We start from the raw sequence: 15,966 nt of genomic DNA on the forward strand, positions 1-15,966 counted from the left end.
CCTTCGCAAGGCAAACCGGTAAATGTGGGATTCGTTGCAGGCTCCGTTGTTCTTCGGAATCATCGCCGCATTCTGCACGACGGTCGGGCTGATCTTCGTGGCGCAGCGTGCGCCCTGGAGCGAGCGCAATGCCGCCCTCTTCGGCCTTGCCGCAGCCGGCATGCTGACGACGCTAGCCTTCCTGCACATTATCCCCGAAGCCTTTTCGCTGTCCCGCATGGCGCCGGTCTGGCTGGCGGTCGGCTTCTTTGCGGGCCTCGTCCTGAACAATCTCGTGAAGATCTTCTTCCCGCAAGCGACGGGAAAAGTTGGCCGGCACGAAGCGGTGACGCCCATCCTCGCCATCGCCGTCCATTCCTTCATCGACGGGGTGATCTATGCCGTCACCTTCGCCGCGAGCTTCACCTCCGGCGTCTATGCCGCGGTGGGCCTGACCCTGCATGAATTTCCCGAAGGCGTTATCGCTTTCGCAATCCTGCGCCGATACGGTGTGCGGAATGTCACTGCGTTCTGGTTCGCCTTCCTTGCTGCTGCCGCAACGACGCCGCTTGGCGTCATCGTGGCCGGCCCGTTCATGTACGGGCTCGACACAGAAGCGATCGGGTCGCTGTTCGCGGTTTCGGCCGGGCTGCTCATCTTCGTGGCGACGGGACCGCTCATGTCCCCGCTGAAGGAAATGACCCCCGTGCGTGGCCTCGGCGCTGTGGCAGCGGGTGCGACAGCAGCAATCCTGCTCGTGATGGCACCCATTCGCACGCATGACCATTCCGGCCATGATGACGATCTTGCGCCGGGTTCGTTTATTCCGGGACAGGGGATGCATGATGATGAGACACATCGCCTCTGAGCCTTGCCGGGCCATCCAACCAGCCCGCCAGGCTGTCGCTCTCTTCCTGATCGCTGCCGCGGCGATCTTCGCCGCGCCTGACGCTGCCGCCGCCACGACTGCTGGCGCGAATGGCATTGGCGGTTTCCTGCCGGCGGGTATCCGGGTGGTGCTGCCGGGCGGCAATGAACAGATCCTCTTCCTGATCGCCATCTTCCTGGCCAGCCCGCGCACCGATGCGCTGATCGTGCAATTTATCGCCTGGGTCGCAGGCCACTCGCTCACCCTCTGGCTGGTTGGCCTCGGCGCGCTCAAGGTGCCAGCCGATACGATCGCCTGGCTGGTTCCGCTGACCGTCGCGCTGGTCGCCGCCGAAAACCTCCTCTTTGGGCGCAAGACGAAGTTCAAGACCGGCCTTGTCTTCGTTTACGGCCTTATCCACGGGATGAGCTTCGCCCAGACCTATCATGCGATCCCGGTCAGCGGTGATTCCGGCGTGATGACGCTGGTCGGCTTCAATCTCGGCCTGGAAGTCGCCCACGCCGCCGTGCTCGGCCTGGCCTTTGCCGCCTCGCTCTATTTCCGGGGTGTGCTGAAACAGGCCTCGCGCATGGATCTATACCGGCCGATGATCGTCGTTCCGGTCTCACTGGCGATCCTCGTGACCGCCGCTATCTGGACAATCCGCGCCTTTACCGGCTGAGCCCGGCCCGATCCGGCACCGCGCTTGCAACCTGCCTGGTTATCAAAAGGTAACCAGCGGGAATGAAACATGCGCAAACGCCTGCTTCGCTATCTCGGCGCGCTGCTCGTCTCGATGATTTGCGCTTATTCCGGCGCCCAGCGCTATGCCGCCGCCGAGCCGGGCGGCTCGTGCACACTGACTGATGTCGCAGCCTGGCATGCCGCACTGGACGACCCGCAGGAAGAAGCCACCCCGCTTTACCGCCAGACCGTCACGGAAGCCTTCCTCAGCCGCTGCCCGGACCGCCCCGAAGCGCCAGGCGCCCATCAGGTTGCAGGCATCGCCGCCGCATGGGTTGGCGACATTGAAGCCGCCGCCGCCCATTTCGACCGGGCCGGCTATGTGACTGACAGCGAAACCCTGCTGATGCATGCCGCCGTGCGCTTTGCAAAGGGCGAGGCGGACCGCGCCCGGGCCCTTCGCGATGAGGCGCTGGAACACTGGATCGCCCGGCTGGAGCGGCAGGCGCTGGCCGACATCGAAATCGAGGAAACATTCGCTGGCGAGCTGATCAGCGTGCGCTTCCGCCAGACCGATCCCGAAACGCAGGTCTCGCATCTCTGGATCGCGCGGCCGGAAGCGGCGGCCTGGCCGGCGGCGCTGTCCGTGACGTCCGAGCGCCAGCTGAACGCCTTATTCCGCCTTCGCGCGGGTGAGGGGGCCAAGGCGCTGCGCCATGTCCGGCTCTACCGGTGCCGGGCACGTAAAGTTCTGGCCCGCACCAACGAGCCGATTGGCGATGGAGACATGAATGCAGCGGCGCGGGCGAGCCTTATCGCCTATATGGCCGATCCCGATGTCCCGGCGCCCGGCGAAGTCGAGGCCTGCCTGTTCGATGGGCGCATCCTGCCCAAGGTCAGCCGCGCCCGCAGCATTCCGCTGCAATAGCTTCACATTCAGCCAGACTGAATAGATGGAGCTTTTCCCGCTGCCACGCGTCGGTATGGTGATGACGATGGTGCGCGATCTGCTTCTTTATGTTGGTGCGGTGCTGCTTTGCGCGCCGCTCCTGATCTACCTGCTCGATTCCATAATCGGTCTCGGCCGGCTGGATCCTCTGACCCTGTCGACGACCATGGGCGGGATTGGCGCATGCCTCTGCGCGCTCAGCCAGGGTCAGCATTGGGGCCGGTTCGCGATCGCGCTGATTATCGGGCTCGCCCTGCTCGCGCTGCAGGTCTACGGGATCGCCTTCCTCGTCCTCCATACGAGCGGTCTCTAAAGCATCGGTCTTCCGTTTGCGCCGAACTGGCTCTAGGGCCTGAACGCAAAGCGGCCATAGCCGGCAAATGACACCAGCATGCAGCAGCCTGTCGAGATCGCCGTGGCGAGAATGGGCGGACAGGCCGGAACGAGAAACAGGATGGCGGCAAAGAGCCCGTAATTCAGCGCTGCCACGCCCAGCGCGACGAGAGCGTAGCGCCCGGCTTCTTGCAGCTGGCTGCCAGTGCTCTGGCCAAAGGTGATCGCGCGGTTGAGCCGCCAGGTGACGAACATCGCCAAAGCAATCGAAACGGCCCGGGCCGTAAGCGGGCTCGCCCCCAGGTGTATCAACAGGGTGAGCATGCCGGCATCGACGATGAAGCCGAGCCCCCCGATCAGTGCGAAACGGAGAAACCTGCTCATCGGGACGGGCGGTCTCACGCCTGCCAGTCTCCGGGCGGGTAGCTGAGGAAAACCGAGCGCTTGGCTTCGACGCGCGCTCGCGCAAGGCTGTCGAGGACAAGGCCGCAAACGGCGGTCACCGTCCCGATGATGATCAGGCCGGTCGCCAGAATGGCCGTCGGCACGCGCGGGACGAGGCCAGTTTCGAAATAGGTGATGAAGAGCGGCACCGAAAGGCCGAGCGCCAGCAGCGCCAGCACGATGCCGATGGCACCGAAGAAGGCGGCCGGGCGGGTTTCCTTCGCCAGCGTCATGAACAGGCCGAGAATACGCAGGCCATCCCGGAACGTCCGCAGCTTCGAGGCCGAATCCTCGTGCCGGACACCATAAGGCGTCGGACGCTCAAGTGTCGGCACGCCGATCTGGCAGGCATGGACCGACATTTCCGTCTCGATCTCGAAGCCGCTGGAAACGGCCGGGAAGGACTTGGCGAACCGGCGCGAGAAGACGCGGTAACCGGAGAAGATGTCGGTGAACTGGCGCCCGAACATCGTGTTGAACAGGATGTTGAAGACGCGGTTGCCAAAGGCGTGCCCGCCGCGTCCGGCATCGCGGGTCACATTGGCCCGCGTACCGACGACCATGTCGACATGGTTGCGCTTCATCAGTTCGATCAGCGTTGGCGCCATGGACGCGTCATAGGTCCCGTCACCGTCGGCCATGACATAGATGTCGGCTTCGACATCCGCGAAGATGCGCTGCACGACATAGCCCTTGCCCTGCCGGGTTTCGGTTCGCACACGCGCGCCGGCCCGGCGGGCGATATCGGCCGTGCCATCGGTGGAGTTGTTGTCGAAGACGTAGATCTCGGCTTCGGGGAGGGCTTGCCGGAAGGCTTCGATGACAGACGCGATCGTCGCCGCCTCATTGTAACAGGGCAGCGTGACCGCCACGCGGGGGGTGGCGGTGTCGACCTGCGGCGACGGTGCGCGCGTACTTGCTGTCACGCCACTCATCCAGTCAGCCTTTCCGTAACCACATTCGTTGCATAACAAGGCCTGGTGAACACCTCGTTACGAAGATGACACGAACAAGAAGCGCGCCCATGACACCTGCCGATCCGACCCGTCAGACACCGGTCTGGCCTATTGTGGTGTTTATCCTGGTTGCGCTCGCCTATGGCCTTTCGCAGGCCGGACCCGCCCTTGGCGGGGATCTTCGCGGCAGTGACGACATGATGCGCATGCAGCAGGTTCGCGACCTCATCGCAGGCCAGAGCTGGAGCGATGTCGACCAGTCGCGCCTCATGACCCAGGAAGGCGGAGCGATGCACTGGTCGCGCCTGCCCGACCTGTTCCTCGCCGCCATCGTCCTGCTCGCCCAGCCGCTGACCGGGCGCGAAATGGCCGAGGGGCTGGCGGTCACCATCTGGCCGCTGATGCAACTCTGCTGGGTGCTGACGGCGCTGACAGCTTGTCTTCGCCGCCTGAACACACCGCTGAGCGGGCAGCTGGCCGGTATCTTCTTTTTCTGCACATCGGCGGCGATCGCCAATTTCCTGCCCGGGCGGATCGACCATCACGGCCTTGGTGTCGCCCTGATCCTGACGGCGTTTGCCTGTCTTCTGTCACCGCGCAGGTCGGCCCGCTCAGCAGCCATCGCGGCGATCTGCGTGGCGGCGATGATAACGGTCGCGATCGAGAACTTGCCGGCCGCAGGGCTGATTATTGCCGGTTTCTCGACAGCCTGGCTGATCCGGGGCGAGGCGGAAGCCAGCCGGCTGCGCGCATTCGGGGCGACGCTGATCATCGCGGCACTGCTGGCCTATGTCGTCGATGCACCGGGCGCAGGCGGGCAGCGCGGCGTCTGCGACGCTTATGGCCAGTCGCACTTCGTCTCACTGCTCGTCGGCGGCGCCGGGCTTGCCGCCATAGCGACCGTGATGCCGAACACGCCGGACTGGCGGGCACGCCTGCTCGCGGTGGCCATGGCTGGCGGCGTGACACTTGTCAGCTTCATCGCGATCAACCCGGCCTGTATCGGCAGCCCTTATGCGGCCCTGCCTGGCAGCGTGCGCGAAGGCTGGTTGAACGTCGTCACTGAAGCTCGCCCCTTCTCCACTGTCTTCATCGAGGACACTGCCCTCGCCGTCTTCTTCTACGGCGTTACCTTTGCCGGGCTGGCCGCCGCCATCATCGGATACAGGCTCAGCCCACCGTCGAAGCGTCTCTCGCACGCCGCCCTTCTGGTGCTGCTGGGTGTCATGACGCTTGTCATGATGTGGCAATTGCGGGCGGCCTCGCTCACGCATGCCATTGCCGCAATCGCCAGCGGCTACCTGTTCGGCTACCTGTTCTCGAACTGGCGCGAGACGCGCGGCGCAGGTCCAGCGCTGATGCTGCTGGCCGGGGCGCTGGTTGTCTCACCCTCGGGATGGACCATGGTGCGTCATCTGTTGCCCCAGGGCTCGACGGGCGAGCGCCTGGCTGCGGCCGATTGCCGGACCGGCAAGGCCTATCGGCAGATCGCCGCCGCCCCGCGCATTATCGTCTTCACGCCCATCGATCTCGGCGCGCCGCTCATCTACTACACTCGCAACTATGCCACCGCCGCGCCCTATCACCGCAACGCTGACGCGATCGAGCTGACCCTCGACGTGTTCAGGGGCCCGACGGAGGAGGCCCGGGCAAAGATTGCCACGACCGGGGCAACACATTTGCTGTTCTGCCCGCGCCTTGGCGAATTGCAGGGCTATGCCGCCGCGGCGCCTGAAGGCTTTGCCGCAGACCTGCTTGCAGGCCGACTGCCGAACTGGCTTGTCCCTCTTTACCGCCCGCCGGAGGGCGAGGAAGGCCCGATCGTCTACACCGTCGCGTTCGACCGCAATTGACGGCCACGGCGCTTTGCGGCAACGGGAAGCATGTCAAAACTCAAAACCCCCGAAGCTGTCGTCGACGCGCTGGAAAAGATCTACTCCGATGCCGTCACTGCACTGACGACAAGCCTTGAAGCCTATCTCAAGCATGGCACACCGCCAGCCATGGGCGTGCGTGCATCGCGTGCTTTCTGCTATCCCTCGCTGATCATCCGCTACGATCCGGACGGCCCGCCGCCGCCGATCTCACGCGCCTTCGGCAAGATGTCGGAAGCAGGCACGTACAATTCCACGATCACGCGGCCCGACTATTTCCGTCCCTACCTGATCGAACAGCTCAGCCCGCTGATGCGGGACTATCCGGTGGATGTCGAGGTCAAACCGTCCGGCTCGGAGATTCCCTATGCCTATGTCTGGGACCAGGCCGATGCCGGCGGTCTCGACGAGGTCAGCCCCGCCGAGCTTGCCAAATGGTTCCCATCCCCGAAGCTGAGCTCGATTGGCGATGAGGTGGCCGACGGCGAGCTTTACGAGCCGGGCTCCAGCCGCCCGCTTGCCCTGTTCGACGCCCCGCGGACCGATTTCTCGCTAAAGCGCCTGGCGCATTACACCGGCACGCCGGTCGAGCACATGCAGCGCTATATCCTGTTCACGAACTATCACCGCTATGTCGATGCGTTTTGCGACTGGGGTGTCGAACAGCTGAAAAAGGGCTCGCGCTATACCGGCCTGTCGGTCGCTGGCGGCCTGCTGGTCGATGGCAAGACGCCGGATGCGAAGGCAGCCATCGATGCGGCGCCGTGGCGGCGCTACCAGATGCCGGCCTATCACCTCATGGCGGACAATCGGTCCGGCATCACGCTGGTGAATATCGGTGTCGGCCCGTCCAATGCAAAGACGATCACCGACCACCTCGCCGTTCTGCGGCCGGAATGCTGGCTCATGGTCGGCCATTGCGGCGGCCTGCGTCATAGCCAGCAGATCGGGGACTATGTCCTCGCTCACGCCTATCTGCGCGACGATCATGTGCTGGACGGCGTGCTGCCGCCGGACATACCTGTCCCGCCGATTGCCGAGGTCCAGATCGCTCTGCAACAGGCAGCCGCCGACGTCACGGGCGAACAGGGCGACGCGCTGAAGAAGCGCCTGCGTACTGGTACCGTCGTGACGACCGATGACCGCAACTGGGAGCTGCGCTTCACCGAAACCGCCCGGCGCTTCAACCAGTCGCGCGCAATCGGCATCGACATGGAAAGCGCAACCATCGCAGCGAACGGCTACCGGCTGCGCGTGCCCTATGGCGTGCTGCTGTGCGTCTCCGACAAACCGCTGCATGGCGAGATCAAGCTGCCCGGCGCGGCCAACCGCTTCTATGAGCGCGCCATTGGCGAGCATATCCGGATCGGGATCCAGACGCTGGAGCGGCTCGCCGAGGAGGGCGGACAGGCCCTGCACTCTCGCAAGCTGCGCGCCTTTGACGAGCCGCCCTTCCGCTAGGGTCCGGGTGGACCTTCGGGTCCTTTCGCACTAGCTGAAAGCGCGAACCAGTCTCCGGAGGCAAGGCTCATGCAGGATCGTATCAAACCGCTCGTCGGCGTGCGGAATTTCCGTGACTTCGGCGGCTATGAAGGCGCTGAGGGCGCGCGCGTAAAGGCGGGTAAGCTCTACCGCTCCGGCCATTTCGGGGAAGCCTCGGAGTCCGACCTGGCCGCGATTGACCAGTTCAGCATCACGGTCCAGGCCGATCTGCGCCGCCCGGACGAGCGCGAACGCCATGGCGACCGGTGGCCGGTCGAGGGCGTGCGCCGGCTGTTCTCGGACCTCGGGCGCGAAACGGATGCGCCGCATGTGAACTTCCTGAAGCAGGTTGCTGTCGACGCCGAGGCTTCGAAAGGCTGGATGCGGGCCTATTATGTCGAAGCGCCCTACCGCCCGGCGCTGGTAGAGACGTACACCGCCTGGTTCGACCATCTCGCAGACCTGCACGATGATGAGGCCGCGCTGGTGAACTGTGCCGCCGGCAAGGACCGCACCGGCATCCTCTGCGCCCTCACGCACCATGCGCTCGGCGTCTCGATGGACCACATCTTCGTCGACTATGAGCTGACCAATGAAGCCGCGCAGGTCGCCGACCGGCTGCCGGAGGCGCGCGAATACTTCAATACCATGCTCGAGAAGAATTATGACGACGATGTCTACCGGCCCTTCCTCGGGGTCGAGCGGCAATTCCTCGAAGCCGCCATCGCCTCGATCAAGGACCAGTCCGGCGACCTCGACACTTACCTGGCGACGACGCTTGGCGTTGATACCGCCAAGCGTGACACCATCCGCAAGAAACTGCTCGCCTAGAAGCTGACTTCGAGACCCAGCAGGATTTCCTGCGGCTTGCCCGGACGCAGGCCCGCCGGATCGATGGACGCGACATAGACTTCGTCGAACAGGTTCTCGGCCTTGGCCCGCAGGCGAACGGACTCCGTCACGTCAAACCAGACCGACGCATCGGCGATCCAGCGCCCATCGATGCGTTCGGCTGCCGGGATCGCACCCTGGCCGGCGCGGGCGCGGGCCTCATCGACATAATTGCCCTGGATGCCAGCGCCCCAGCGCGTGCCTTCGACACCGGCCGACAGGGTCAGCTGCTGTTCAGGCAAATAGGGCAGCTCGTCGCCAGCCTCGACATTGCCCCACGGCTCGTAATCGCTGGAGAAGCCGGTCTGGAACTCCGCATCCGTCCAGGTGTAGACAAGACCCAGCGGCAGGGAGAGGTCTGTATCGATAATCGCGGCCGCATCCCAGCTGGCTGTCAGCTCGATCCCCTTCACGTCAACCTCGCCGCCATCGAACTGGTCGCCGATGACACAGCCGCCGCCCGAGGAATTCGTGCAGGTGCCGAGCAGGTTTGAATAATCATTGAAGAAGGCAACCGCCTCAGCCTGGAACAGGCCGCGCGTGAAGCGTCCGCCAGCTTCATAATTGACGCTCTCCTCCGCGTCGGAGGTCGTATTGCCGGGGCTGGCGATCGCAAAGCCGCGATGCACGCCCGCCAGCAGCGTCAGTTCGTCGGACACATCATAGAGCGCGCTGATACCCGGAACGACGACCTGGTCACTCAGCGTGCGCACCCGCGTCGGGCCGCTCGCACGCGTCGGATCCGCCGTACTGTAATCCTTGCGGGTCAGCTCATAATCCTCGAACCGGACCCCGGCCGTGACCGAGAGGCGGTCCCGGCGGATCGTGTCTTCGATAAAGAGCGCGACCGCTTCGCCGGAGGAGACGCGGTTGGCCTGGCTGCCTGGCGCGCCGGCCGTGGTCAGGAAAAGCTCGCCGCCTTCCAGCCGGTAAGCGTCCTCTTCCTGGAACCGGTCCTCTTCGTCCTCATGCACCCGGACACCAATGGTGAGATCATGGTCCCAGCCAGCGAAAGCGGTCTGCCAGTTGAGGACCGACTGGATACCTTCACTGGAATAGTTGCGACGGTTGGCCCTCAGCACGATGGAATCATCCAGGCTGACGGCGCCCGTGACGATGTCGAATGCGGCCGCATAGGTGACCGGATCGGCGATGATCGAGGAAATGCCCGTATCGCCCGCTGCACCGCTACCATCGGCGGCAATGCCCTGCAGCTTGTACCAGTTGCGGAAGAAGTCATGGCTGTAGCCAAACGTGGTCAGCGTCAGCCCCGGGCTGAATTCGATCTTGTGGGTCAGCTGGTAGAGCTCATTCTCACCATTGAACTGGTCGTTCAGGCTGGCGTCATAGCGCCTGTAGGGGTCGGTGCGGAAATCGTCCAGCGTCAGGCCGAGATAGGTCTCGTTCGAGGTTTCCTCACGGCTCTGATACTTGAACTCCAGTGATTGGGGGAGGGCGGCGTCCTCATTGTAGAGGCCGAATTTCACGACAATGTCGTCCGCGTCGAAACCGGTCGGGCCGCCGGAATCGAGCCTTTTGAAGCCGTCGGTTTCCTCGTCATAGAACTCGATGAGGCCGCCAGCTTTCAGGCTTCCGGCGAGCGTTTCGCGCCCGCCGACCCAGCCATGCAGACGCTGGTGATCATCGGTGCCGAACAGGGCCTGGCCATAGCCGGAGAAATCTTCCGGCACCGGCGTCGAGAACAGGTTGACTGCACCGCCCGTGGTGCGCGGGCCGTAGCGGACGGCGGCCGGTCCCTTGGTGACTTCAATGGCATGCATGCGGCCCGCCGTCGGGAAGTAATAGGCCGATGGCGAGGCATAGGGTGCGGGCGCAATCGGCACGCCATCCTCCATCAGCACAACGCGCGAGGACCGGTCAGACCCCGAACCGCGCAGGCCGATGTTCGGGCGCAGGCCGTAACCGTCCTCTTCCTGGATGTTCACGCCCGGCACGGCTCTCAAAATGCGCAGCACGTCTGACTGCGACTGAACCGCAAGATCTTCCTCCGACAGAAAGGTCACCGATCCGGCAACCTCCTGCGCATCGGCTGCGCTGCTGGAGACGAGCACGGTCGATAGCAGGCGGTAGGGATCCTCGGCGCTGGCGCCCGGCTCGCCCGTCCCGGCATCCTGGGCAAAGGATGGCAGTGCCAGGGCTGTACCAAGCAGGGCGGAGGCAATGGAGGTTCTTTTCATATCGGACAATTCGGCAGTTGGAGTGGAGATGGCGCCGCGCCAAAGCGACTGCGACTTATTCTCAGTCGCTTTATTGGTCCACGTTGCTAGTTGCAAGCGATAATAAGTCTCAACTGCAGTTTGCTTCCGCTGCGTCACCGCTGAGCGCCACTTCCCCTTGCGGCAAATTTGCGAAAGAGTTGCCCAAACGCGCCACCAAGATGCGCGGCCCGCGGAGGAAAACATATGAGCACCAGCGATGCTGTGCCGGCGCCTGCCGACACTGTCCACGTTGAACCGTCCCTAGATCTCGGCGGGGCCATGGACCGGCGGGGGTTTGCTTGGGCGGTCTTCGAATGGGCGCGAAACCCCTACTACATCCTGATCGTGATCTACCTTTTCCCCGTCTATTTTGGCGGGGTGATCGGGCAGGACCTCATCGCCAGCGGCGCGCTTGAAGGGCTTGATCCGGACTCGATCCAGAAAGCGGCCAACGCCGAGGGCCAGGCGAAGATCGCCTCCATTGTGAAAACGGCAGGCTTCGTTGCCGCGTTGACAGCGCCGTTCCTTGGCGCCGCGCTCGACAAGGGCGGGCGCCGCAAACCGCTCCTCGCCGTTTTCCTCGGCGTTCTGGCCATCATGTCCTTCATGCTCTGGTTCGCGAAGGCAGACGGCAGCGGCCTCTCCATCGCTCAGACCATGGGCGTTCTGGTCATTGCCGCCGTCGCCTACACCTATTCGGAAGTCACACACAATTCGATGCTGAACGTGAACGGCCGGGCAGCCTCCCTGCCGGCCATTTCCGGGCTTGGGCTAGCGCTCGGCAACCTGGCGGGCGCACTGCTACTGGCCTTTATTGTGTTTGCCTTTGCGATGCCCGCACTCATCCAGTGGCCGTTTGAGACGCCGCTGTTCGGGATCGATGTCGAGGCGGGCGAACACTACCGCCTGGCCGGTCCGCTCTGCGCCGTCTGGTTGGTCCTCTTCTCGATCTATTTCTTCATGCGTTCGGAGGATGGCGGCACGCGCGGCGCCAGCTGGGTCAAGGCCGGCAAGTCCGGTGCCCGGAGCCTGCTCAACACGTTCCTGAAGGCGCGCGACAATATCAACATCCTCAAATATCTCGGCGCCCGGATGCTTTATGCTGACGGGATGCAGGCCCTGCTGGCGCTGGGCGGGGTCTATATCGGTCTTTACCTGCAATGGAACCTCGTCGAGCTTGCCGCCTACGCGATCCTCGCCTCGATTTTCGCCTTTGGCGGCGGAATTGTCGGCGGCTGGCTCGACGGCCTGGTCGGCCCGAAACGGGCGCTGATGATCGAGATTCTGGGGATGATCGCCACGCTCACCTTCCAGCTGTCGATCACGCCCGACGCCGTCCTGTTTGGCCTGTTCCCGGGCTTCACAATCTGGGACGGACCGATCTTCAACACGCTTTCGGATGTGGTCTATCTGTGCACAGCGGCCTTCATTGCCGTGACCGCAACAGCCAGTATTTCGTCCAGCCGGTCGATGCTCGTCCATCTCGCCCCCGCGCAGCGGGTCGGGGAGTTCTTCGGACTTTACGCGATTGCCGGGACGGTGACGGTGTGGCTGGGACCGCTCCTGGTGGAACTCTTCACCCAATGGTCCGGTGACCAGCGGATCGGCATGAGTGCAATCGGCCTGCTTTTCATCCTCGGCCTGATCGTACTGACCACCGTCCACTCACCGCATTATCCGGCAGTCGACGAAGACTGATCAGTTGCGAACGCGGGCGACGTGCGTAACGCGGCGCGGGCGGAGGTAGAATTCGTCGCGCAAGGTCTTCTTGGTGGTGATGAAGTAACCGAGCTGCGATTCATAATCATATTCGATCTGCGCGAAGATGATCGATCCGTTCTCGGGCACGAGATTGTCTGGAACCTCAACGACGCTGTCCTCGACCCAGGCCTGCAGGTTTCGTCCGTCGCTCCAGGCGACCTTGGTCGTGCCATTGTCGTCATACAGGCTCGAGACACGCAGGCGCACGCCTTCGACCGGATTGGGCTCGAGGATCATGCGCGTGGCTTCGACGATGTCATTCAGCTCCGCATCGTCGATGGTTGCCGCGCGGGCGACCAGGTCACCCAGCGTCGCGGCCGCGCTGGTCACCTTGCGGTCGAGGACCATCATCAGCGACAGCTCCACACAGGCGAAGTAGATCAGCACCATGACCGGCGCGATCAGGGCGAACTCGATGGCCGAGATACCCTTTTTCGCAGCGTGGAAAAGGCGGATGCGTTGAGCGAAAACAGTCAGCATGGGCGGCCTCAGAACGGCTCGTTGCGGAAGACGACAGTGGCCTGCAGCAAGTGCCGGTTGCCACTCATATTGGCCAGCGGGGCGCTCATCACCGGAGTGATCAGGTCCCAGGCATAGAAGGCGCGAACAACGACGATATCATCACGCCCGCCCGGGTCGAATTCGAACCCGGTCGCGTCCAGTTCACCGTTTTCGTCAAGCGGGCTGGCATTGTTGGTGGACGTGAAATCATCATAGGTCTTCACGTCGAGCTGGATCTTTCCCTTGCACTCGAACATTTCGAAGACCTGGGCGCAGACGATGTCCTCGAAGGCATCCCGGTCGAAATTCTCGCCGCTCTGCAACTCACCTGTGCGGATGCCGCGGGCTGCCTCGTTCAGGCCATGCTCAAGCACAGCCGACATGATGAAGATCACACAGACTTCGAGCAGACCGAAAATCAGGAAGAAGAAAGGTATGGCGATCATGGCGAATTCGACGGCGGCGACGCCGCGGCGGTCCTCAGCCCATGCGCGGAACCGTTTCAGCCAGATCGGCGATACAAGTCCCGGAACTTTCTGAAAACTCATGATTTTCTCCGCGCTCCACCCGGCGTACCTTTCGGATGGCGACAGACCTACCACCTCACGGTTTCGGCGCCGTTCAGCCGATCGATGAAATTTCACAGAACTGGCCGCTACTGTTGCCTGCGGCCTTTCGCTTGCGGTGGCAGCCTTTACCTCGCCTTGATCTGATACCATTTTGGCTAGGCGAGCAGGCTTCTGGAAGGACACCCCGATGAGCCACAATCCGGTCAGGCCATGGCGTTCCATCGAACGGCGCCCGTCGCGAAAGATTCGCGTCGGATCGGTCGAAATTGGCGGGGATGCGCCGATTGCCGTGCAGACCATGACCAACACGCCAACCGAGGATGCGGCAGCCACGATTGCGCAAATCGAGCGCTGCGCAGAGGCCGGCGCCGACATTGTGCGTGTCTCCTGCCCGACCGAAGACGCCACAGCTGCCATGCCCGCCATCTGCAAGGCCTCGCCCGTGCCGATCGTGGCGGACATCCATTTCCACTACAAACGCGGCATCGAGGCCGCCGATGCGGGCGCAGCCTGCCTGCGCATCAATCCCGGCAATATCGGCAGCCAGGCGCGTGTAAAGGAAGTCGTAAATGCCGCGCGCGCCAATGGCTGCTCCATCCGGATCGGCGTGAATGGCGGCTCGCTGGAGCGCCACTTGCTGGAGAAGTATGGCGAGCCTTGTCCCGATGCGATGGTCGAAAGCGCCCTCGACCATGCCCGTATCCTCGATGATCTCGGCTTCCACGATTACAAGATTTCGGTGAAGGCGTCTGACATGTTCCTCACCGTGGCGGCCTATCAACAGCTCGCCGAGGCAACCGACGCGCCGCTGCATCTCGGCATCACCGAGGCGGGCGGCCTGCGCACCGGCACCGTCAAATCCTCCATCGGCATGGGCAACCTGCTCTGGATGGGGATCGGCGACACGATCCGCGTCTCGCTGTCGGCGGATCCAGTCGAGGAAGTGAAGGTCGGCTTCGACATGCTGAAATCACTGGGCCTCAGAACGCGCGGCGTGAACATCATCGCCTGCCCCAGCTGTGCGCGTCAGGGCTTCGACGTCATCAAGACGGTCGAGACGCTGGAAGACCGGCTCGCCCACATTTCCGAACCGATCTCGCTGTCGATCATCGGCTGCGTCGTCAACGGGCCTGGCGAGGCGGCGCTGACCGATCTCGGCTTTACGGGCGGCGGCAAGGAAAGCGGGAAGATGTATGTCTCCGGCCGCCCCGACCACAACGTCTCCAATGCCGACATGGTCGAGCATATCGTCGAGCTGGTCGAACAGAAGGCTGAACGCATGAAAGCCCAGCGCGAGGCGGACGAGACCGTCGCGGCGGAGTAGTCAGCGCCTGAAGAACCGCTTGTAGACGAACCAGCCCGTGTCGAGGGCTGCGATCACCAGAAGCGCACAGCCGATCCAGAATTTCACACCGCCCACATCCTCAGGGCGCGCCAGAACGGTATTCATCAAACCGATGATCCAGAATCCGGCTGCGCGGATATAGAACCATGGCGTGGCGTTTTTGCTCGGCGCTTCGTTCGATGTCATGTCAAATAATCTCCAGCATGCGGAAGAGGCTGTTGAGCGCCTTGCCATGGGCTTTCAGGCTGCCTCTTCCCGTTTCAGTGATGCGCAGTTCAGTGCGCGGCCGCTTCCCCTTGAAATCCTTGGTGATGTCGACCAGGCCCGCGGCTTCCAGCTTGGTGAGGTGGGTCGACAGATTGCCCTGGGTCAGTCCCGTCTGAACCATGAGGTACGAAAAATCGGCTGCCTCCACAGAATGCAGGATGGCCAGGATAACCAGGCGCGCCGGCTCATGGACGATTTTGTCCAGGTCCAGCACGCGGTTGATTTCGGGGAGGCGGGTCAGCTTGTCCATTCATTCTGCCGCCAGGAAACGGAACAGCATCACCAGCCCGGACCCCAGGACAATGCCCCCAACCGCGAGGATCAGCCAGGCCGGATCCTCGACACCGCCAAGAATGCCCGCAACCGCCACGGTGAACGCCAGGACGGAATAGGCGATGAACCGGCGCGCGCCGACCAGAAGCCCGGCCAGCAGACCGATCCCGATCAGGCCCACGGGAATGGCGACGGCAACATCCGATACGCCGGTCATCGCGGGTGAAGCGACGTTCCCAAGAGTGAAGACGACCGCCGCCTCTGCGACCAGCACACTCGCGCCAAGTACAAGCCAGCCCGTCAGGGACCGCCGTGTTTCTTCGGTGCGCGCCTCGCTGAACCGCACGCGGCCGAGGCGAGGCTCCACCAGCGCCTCGCGTCCGATCTTCCAGAACGGAAACAGCACGGCAGGGACGACAGCGGTAAGGGCGATCGCGCCGGCCAGCCAGCATACTCCGATCCCCGTCAGGCCCAGGCCGACCAGAACGTCCAGCCAGCCATCGTCAAAACTGCGCCTGAACAGGCGCTTTTCCATGGGCGTTGAAGACATCTCACCCTCCGTTTGCCATGC

Annotated in this window: 17 protein-coding genes; 9 read left to right on the forward strand and 8 right to left on the reverse strand. The window is 63.4% G+C overall.

The window, feature by feature from the left end:
• Window positions 1–46: 46 nt before the first annotated feature.
• The 4 genes from D1223_RS05600 to D1223_RS05615 all read left to right on the forward strand — a co-directional run bounded on the left by D1223_RS05600 (window position 47) and on the right by D1223_RS05615 (window position 2,793).
• Window positions 47–847 (forward strand): ZIP family metal transporter, encoded by an 801-nt coding sequence (locus D1223_RS05600; RefSeq protein ID WP_233353056.1) that lies wholly within the window; start codon window positions 47–49, stop codon window positions 845–847.
• Complete coding sequence (locus D1223_RS05605; protein WP_158588415.1) at window positions 822–1,529, forward strand: HupE/UreJ family protein; 708 nt, start codon at window positions 822–824, stop codon at window positions 1,527–1,529. Before D1223_RS05600 ends, D1223_RS05605 begins: the two co-directional genes overlap by 26 nt.
• A gap of 69 nt (window positions 1,530–1,598) precedes the next feature.
• On the forward strand, window positions 1,599–2,459 hold the full coding sequence (locus tag D1223_RS05610; RefSeq protein WP_119375446.1) for a hypothetical protein: 861 nt from the start codon (window positions 1,599–1,601) through the stop codon (window positions 2,457–2,459).
• Between the two features lie 25 nt (window positions 2,460–2,484).
• On the forward strand, window positions 2,485–2,793 hold the full coding sequence (locus D1223_RS05615; RefSeq protein WP_119375447.1) for a hypothetical protein: 309 nt from the start codon (window positions 2,485–2,487) through the stop codon (window positions 2,791–2,793).
• A 32-nt stretch (window positions 2,794–2,825) separates the two neighbouring features.
• Here D1223_RS05615 and D1223_RS05620 read toward each other — a convergent pair whose 3' ends face one another.
• A complete protein-coding gene (locus D1223_RS05620; RefSeq protein ID WP_119375448.1) occupies window positions 2,826–3,197 on the reverse strand; it encodes a GtrA family protein in 372 nt (123 codons plus the stop codon).
• A gap of 14 nt (window positions 3,198–3,211) precedes the next feature.
• Complete coding sequence (locus D1223_RS05625) at window positions 3,212–4,192, reverse strand: glycosyltransferase (RefSeq protein WP_119375449.1); 981 nt, start codon at window positions 4,190–4,192, stop codon at window positions 3,212–3,214.
• Window positions 4,193–4,281: 89 nt separating this feature from the next.
• Here D1223_RS05625 and D1223_RS05630 point away from each other — a divergent pair, with 89 nt between their 5' ends.
• From D1223_RS05630 to D1223_RS05640, 3 genes are all read left to right on the forward strand, one after another.
• The gene (locus D1223_RS05630) at window positions 4,282–6,066 is read left to right on the forward strand and encodes a hypothetical protein (protein WP_119375450.1); all 1,785 of its coding nucleotides are present in this window, start codon (window positions 4,282–4,284) and stop codon (window positions 6,064–6,066) included.
• A gap of 30 nt (window positions 6,067–6,096) precedes the next feature.
• Entirely contained in the window at window positions 6,097–7,548 is a 1,452-nt protein-coding gene (locus D1223_RS05635; RefSeq protein ID WP_119375451.1) for an AMP nucleosidase, read from the forward strand.
• A gap of 69 nt (window positions 7,549–7,617) precedes the next feature.
• The gene (locus D1223_RS05640) at window positions 7,618–8,400 is read left to right on the forward strand and encodes a tyrosine-protein phosphatase (protein ID WP_119375452.1); all 783 of its coding nucleotides are present in this window, start codon (window positions 7,618–7,620) and stop codon (window positions 8,398–8,400) included.
• Here the strand turns inward: D1223_RS05640 and D1223_RS05645 are convergent.
• Complete coding sequence (locus tag D1223_RS05645; protein WP_158588416.1) at window positions 8,397–10,658, reverse strand: TonB-dependent receptor family protein; 2,262 nt, start codon at window positions 10,656–10,658, stop codon at window positions 8,397–8,399. The two genes, D1223_RS05640 and D1223_RS05645, sit on opposite strands and share 4 nt — an antisense overlap.
• 225 nt (window positions 10,659–10,883) lie before the next feature.
• On the opposite strand from D1223_RS05645, the gene D1223_RS05650 reads away from it, so the two are divergent.
• Window positions 10,884–12,377 (forward strand): MFS transporter, encoded by a 1,494-nt coding sequence (locus D1223_RS05650; RefSeq protein WP_119375454.1) that lies wholly within the window; start codon window positions 10,884–10,886, stop codon window positions 12,375–12,377.
• Here D1223_RS05650 and D1223_RS05655 read toward each other — a convergent pair whose 3' ends face one another.
• Entirely contained in the window at window positions 12,378–12,920 is a 543-nt protein-coding gene (locus tag D1223_RS05655; RefSeq protein WP_119375455.1) for a TadE/TadG family type IV pilus assembly protein, read from the reverse strand.
• Between the two features lie 8 nt (window positions 12,921–12,928).
• The gene (locus tag D1223_RS05660) at window positions 12,929–13,489 is read right to left on the reverse strand and encodes a TadE/TadG family type IV pilus assembly protein (RefSeq protein ID WP_119375456.1); all 561 of its coding nucleotides are present in this window, start codon (window positions 13,487–13,489) and stop codon (window positions 12,929–12,931) included.
• A 208-nt stretch (window positions 13,490–13,697) separates the two neighbouring features.
• Between D1223_RS05660 and ispG the strand changes: the two genes are divergently transcribed.
• Window positions 13,698–14,834: a flavodoxin-dependent (E)-4-hydroxy-3-methylbut-2-enyl-diphosphate synthase gene (ispG, locus tag D1223_RS05665; RefSeq protein WP_119375457.1), complete on the forward strand. Its 1,137-nt coding sequence runs from the start codon at window positions 13,698–13,700 to the stop codon at window positions 14,832–14,834.
• On the opposite strand, the gene D1223_RS05670 is transcribed toward ispG, so the two are convergent.
• From D1223_RS05670 to D1223_RS05680, 3 genes are read right to left on the reverse strand one after another with little or no spacing between them, the layout of a single operon-like run.
• Entirely contained in the window at window positions 14,835–15,041 is a 207-nt protein-coding gene (locus tag D1223_RS05670; protein ID WP_119375458.1) for a hypothetical protein, read from the reverse strand.
• A gap of 1 nt (window position 15,042) precedes the next feature.
• Window positions 15,043–15,372: a winged helix-turn-helix domain-containing protein gene (locus D1223_RS05675; protein WP_119375459.1), complete on the reverse strand. Its 330-nt coding sequence runs from the start codon at window positions 15,370–15,372 to the stop codon at window positions 15,043–15,045.
• Window positions 15,373–15,945, reverse strand: coding sequence for a hypothetical protein (locus D1223_RS05680; RefSeq protein WP_147372694.1), 573 nt, complete (start codon window positions 15,943–15,945; stop codon window positions 15,373–15,375). It abuts the gene before it with no gap.
• Window positions 15,946–15,966 lie beyond the last annotated feature (21 nt).

Source organism: Henriciella mobilis, assembly GCF_003576285.1.
Lineage (GTDB): Bacteria > Pseudomonadota > Alphaproteobacteria > Caulobacterales > Hyphomonadaceae > Henriciella > Henriciella mobilis.

Coding starts and splice junctions, on each gene's coding strand:
- D1223_RS05605 (WP_158588415.1), top strand. CDS start 822: ATGATGATGAGACACATCGCCTCTGAGCCTTGCCGGGCCATCCAACCA.
- D1223_RS05610 (WP_119375446.1), top strand. CDS start 1,599: ATGCGCAAACGCCTGCTTCGCTATCTCGGCGCGCTGCTCGTCTCGATG.
- D1223_RS05615 (WP_119375447.1), top strand. CDS start 2,485: ATGGAGCTTTTCCCGCTGCCACGCGTCGGTATGGTGATGACGATGGTG.
- D1223_RS05620 (WP_119375448.1), bottom strand. CDS start 3,197: ATGAGCAGGTTTCTCCGTTTCGCACTGATCGGGGGGCTCGGCTTCATC.
- D1223_RS05625 (WP_119375449.1), bottom strand. CDS start 4,192: ATGAGTGGCGTGACAGCAAGTACGCGCGCACCGTCGCCGCAGGTCGAC.
- D1223_RS05630 (WP_119375450.1), top strand. CDS start 4,282: ATGACACCTGCCGATCCGACCCGTCAGACACCGGTCTGGCCTATTGTG.
- D1223_RS05635 (WP_119375451.1), top strand. CDS start 6,097: ATGTCAAAACTCAAAACCCCCGAAGCTGTCGTCGACGCGCTGGAAAAG.
- D1223_RS05640 (WP_119375452.1), top strand. CDS start 7,618: ATGCAGGATCGTATCAAACCGCTCGTCGGCGTGCGGAATTTCCGTGAC.
- D1223_RS05645 (WP_158588416.1), bottom strand. CDS start 10,658: ATGAAAAGAACCTCCATTGCCTCCGCCCTGCTTGGTACAGCCCTGGCA.
- D1223_RS05650 (WP_119375454.1), top strand. CDS start 10,884: ATGAGCACCAGCGATGCTGTGCCGGCGCCTGCCGACACTGTCCACGTT.
- D1223_RS05655 (WP_119375455.1), bottom strand. CDS start 12,920: ATGCTGACTGTTTTCGCTCAACGCATCCGCCTTTTCCACGCTGCGAAA.
- D1223_RS05660 (WP_119375456.1), bottom strand. CDS start 13,489: ATGAGTTTTCAGAAAGTTCCGGGACTTGTATCGCCGATCTGGCTGAAA.
- ispG (WP_119375457.1), top strand. CDS start 13,698: ATGAGCCACAATCCGGTCAGGCCATGGCGTTCCATCGAACGGCGCCCG.
- D1223_RS05670 (WP_119375458.1), bottom strand. CDS start 15,041: ATGACATCGAACGAAGCGCCGAGCAAAAACGCCACGCCATGGTTCTAT.
- D1223_RS05675 (WP_119375459.1), bottom strand. CDS start 15,372: ATGGACAAGCTGACCCGCCTCCCCGAAATCAACCGCGTGCTGGACCTG.
- D1223_RS05680 (WP_147372694.1), bottom strand. CDS start 15,945: ATGTCTTCAACGCCCATGGAAAAGCGCCTGTTCAGGCGCAGTTTTGAC.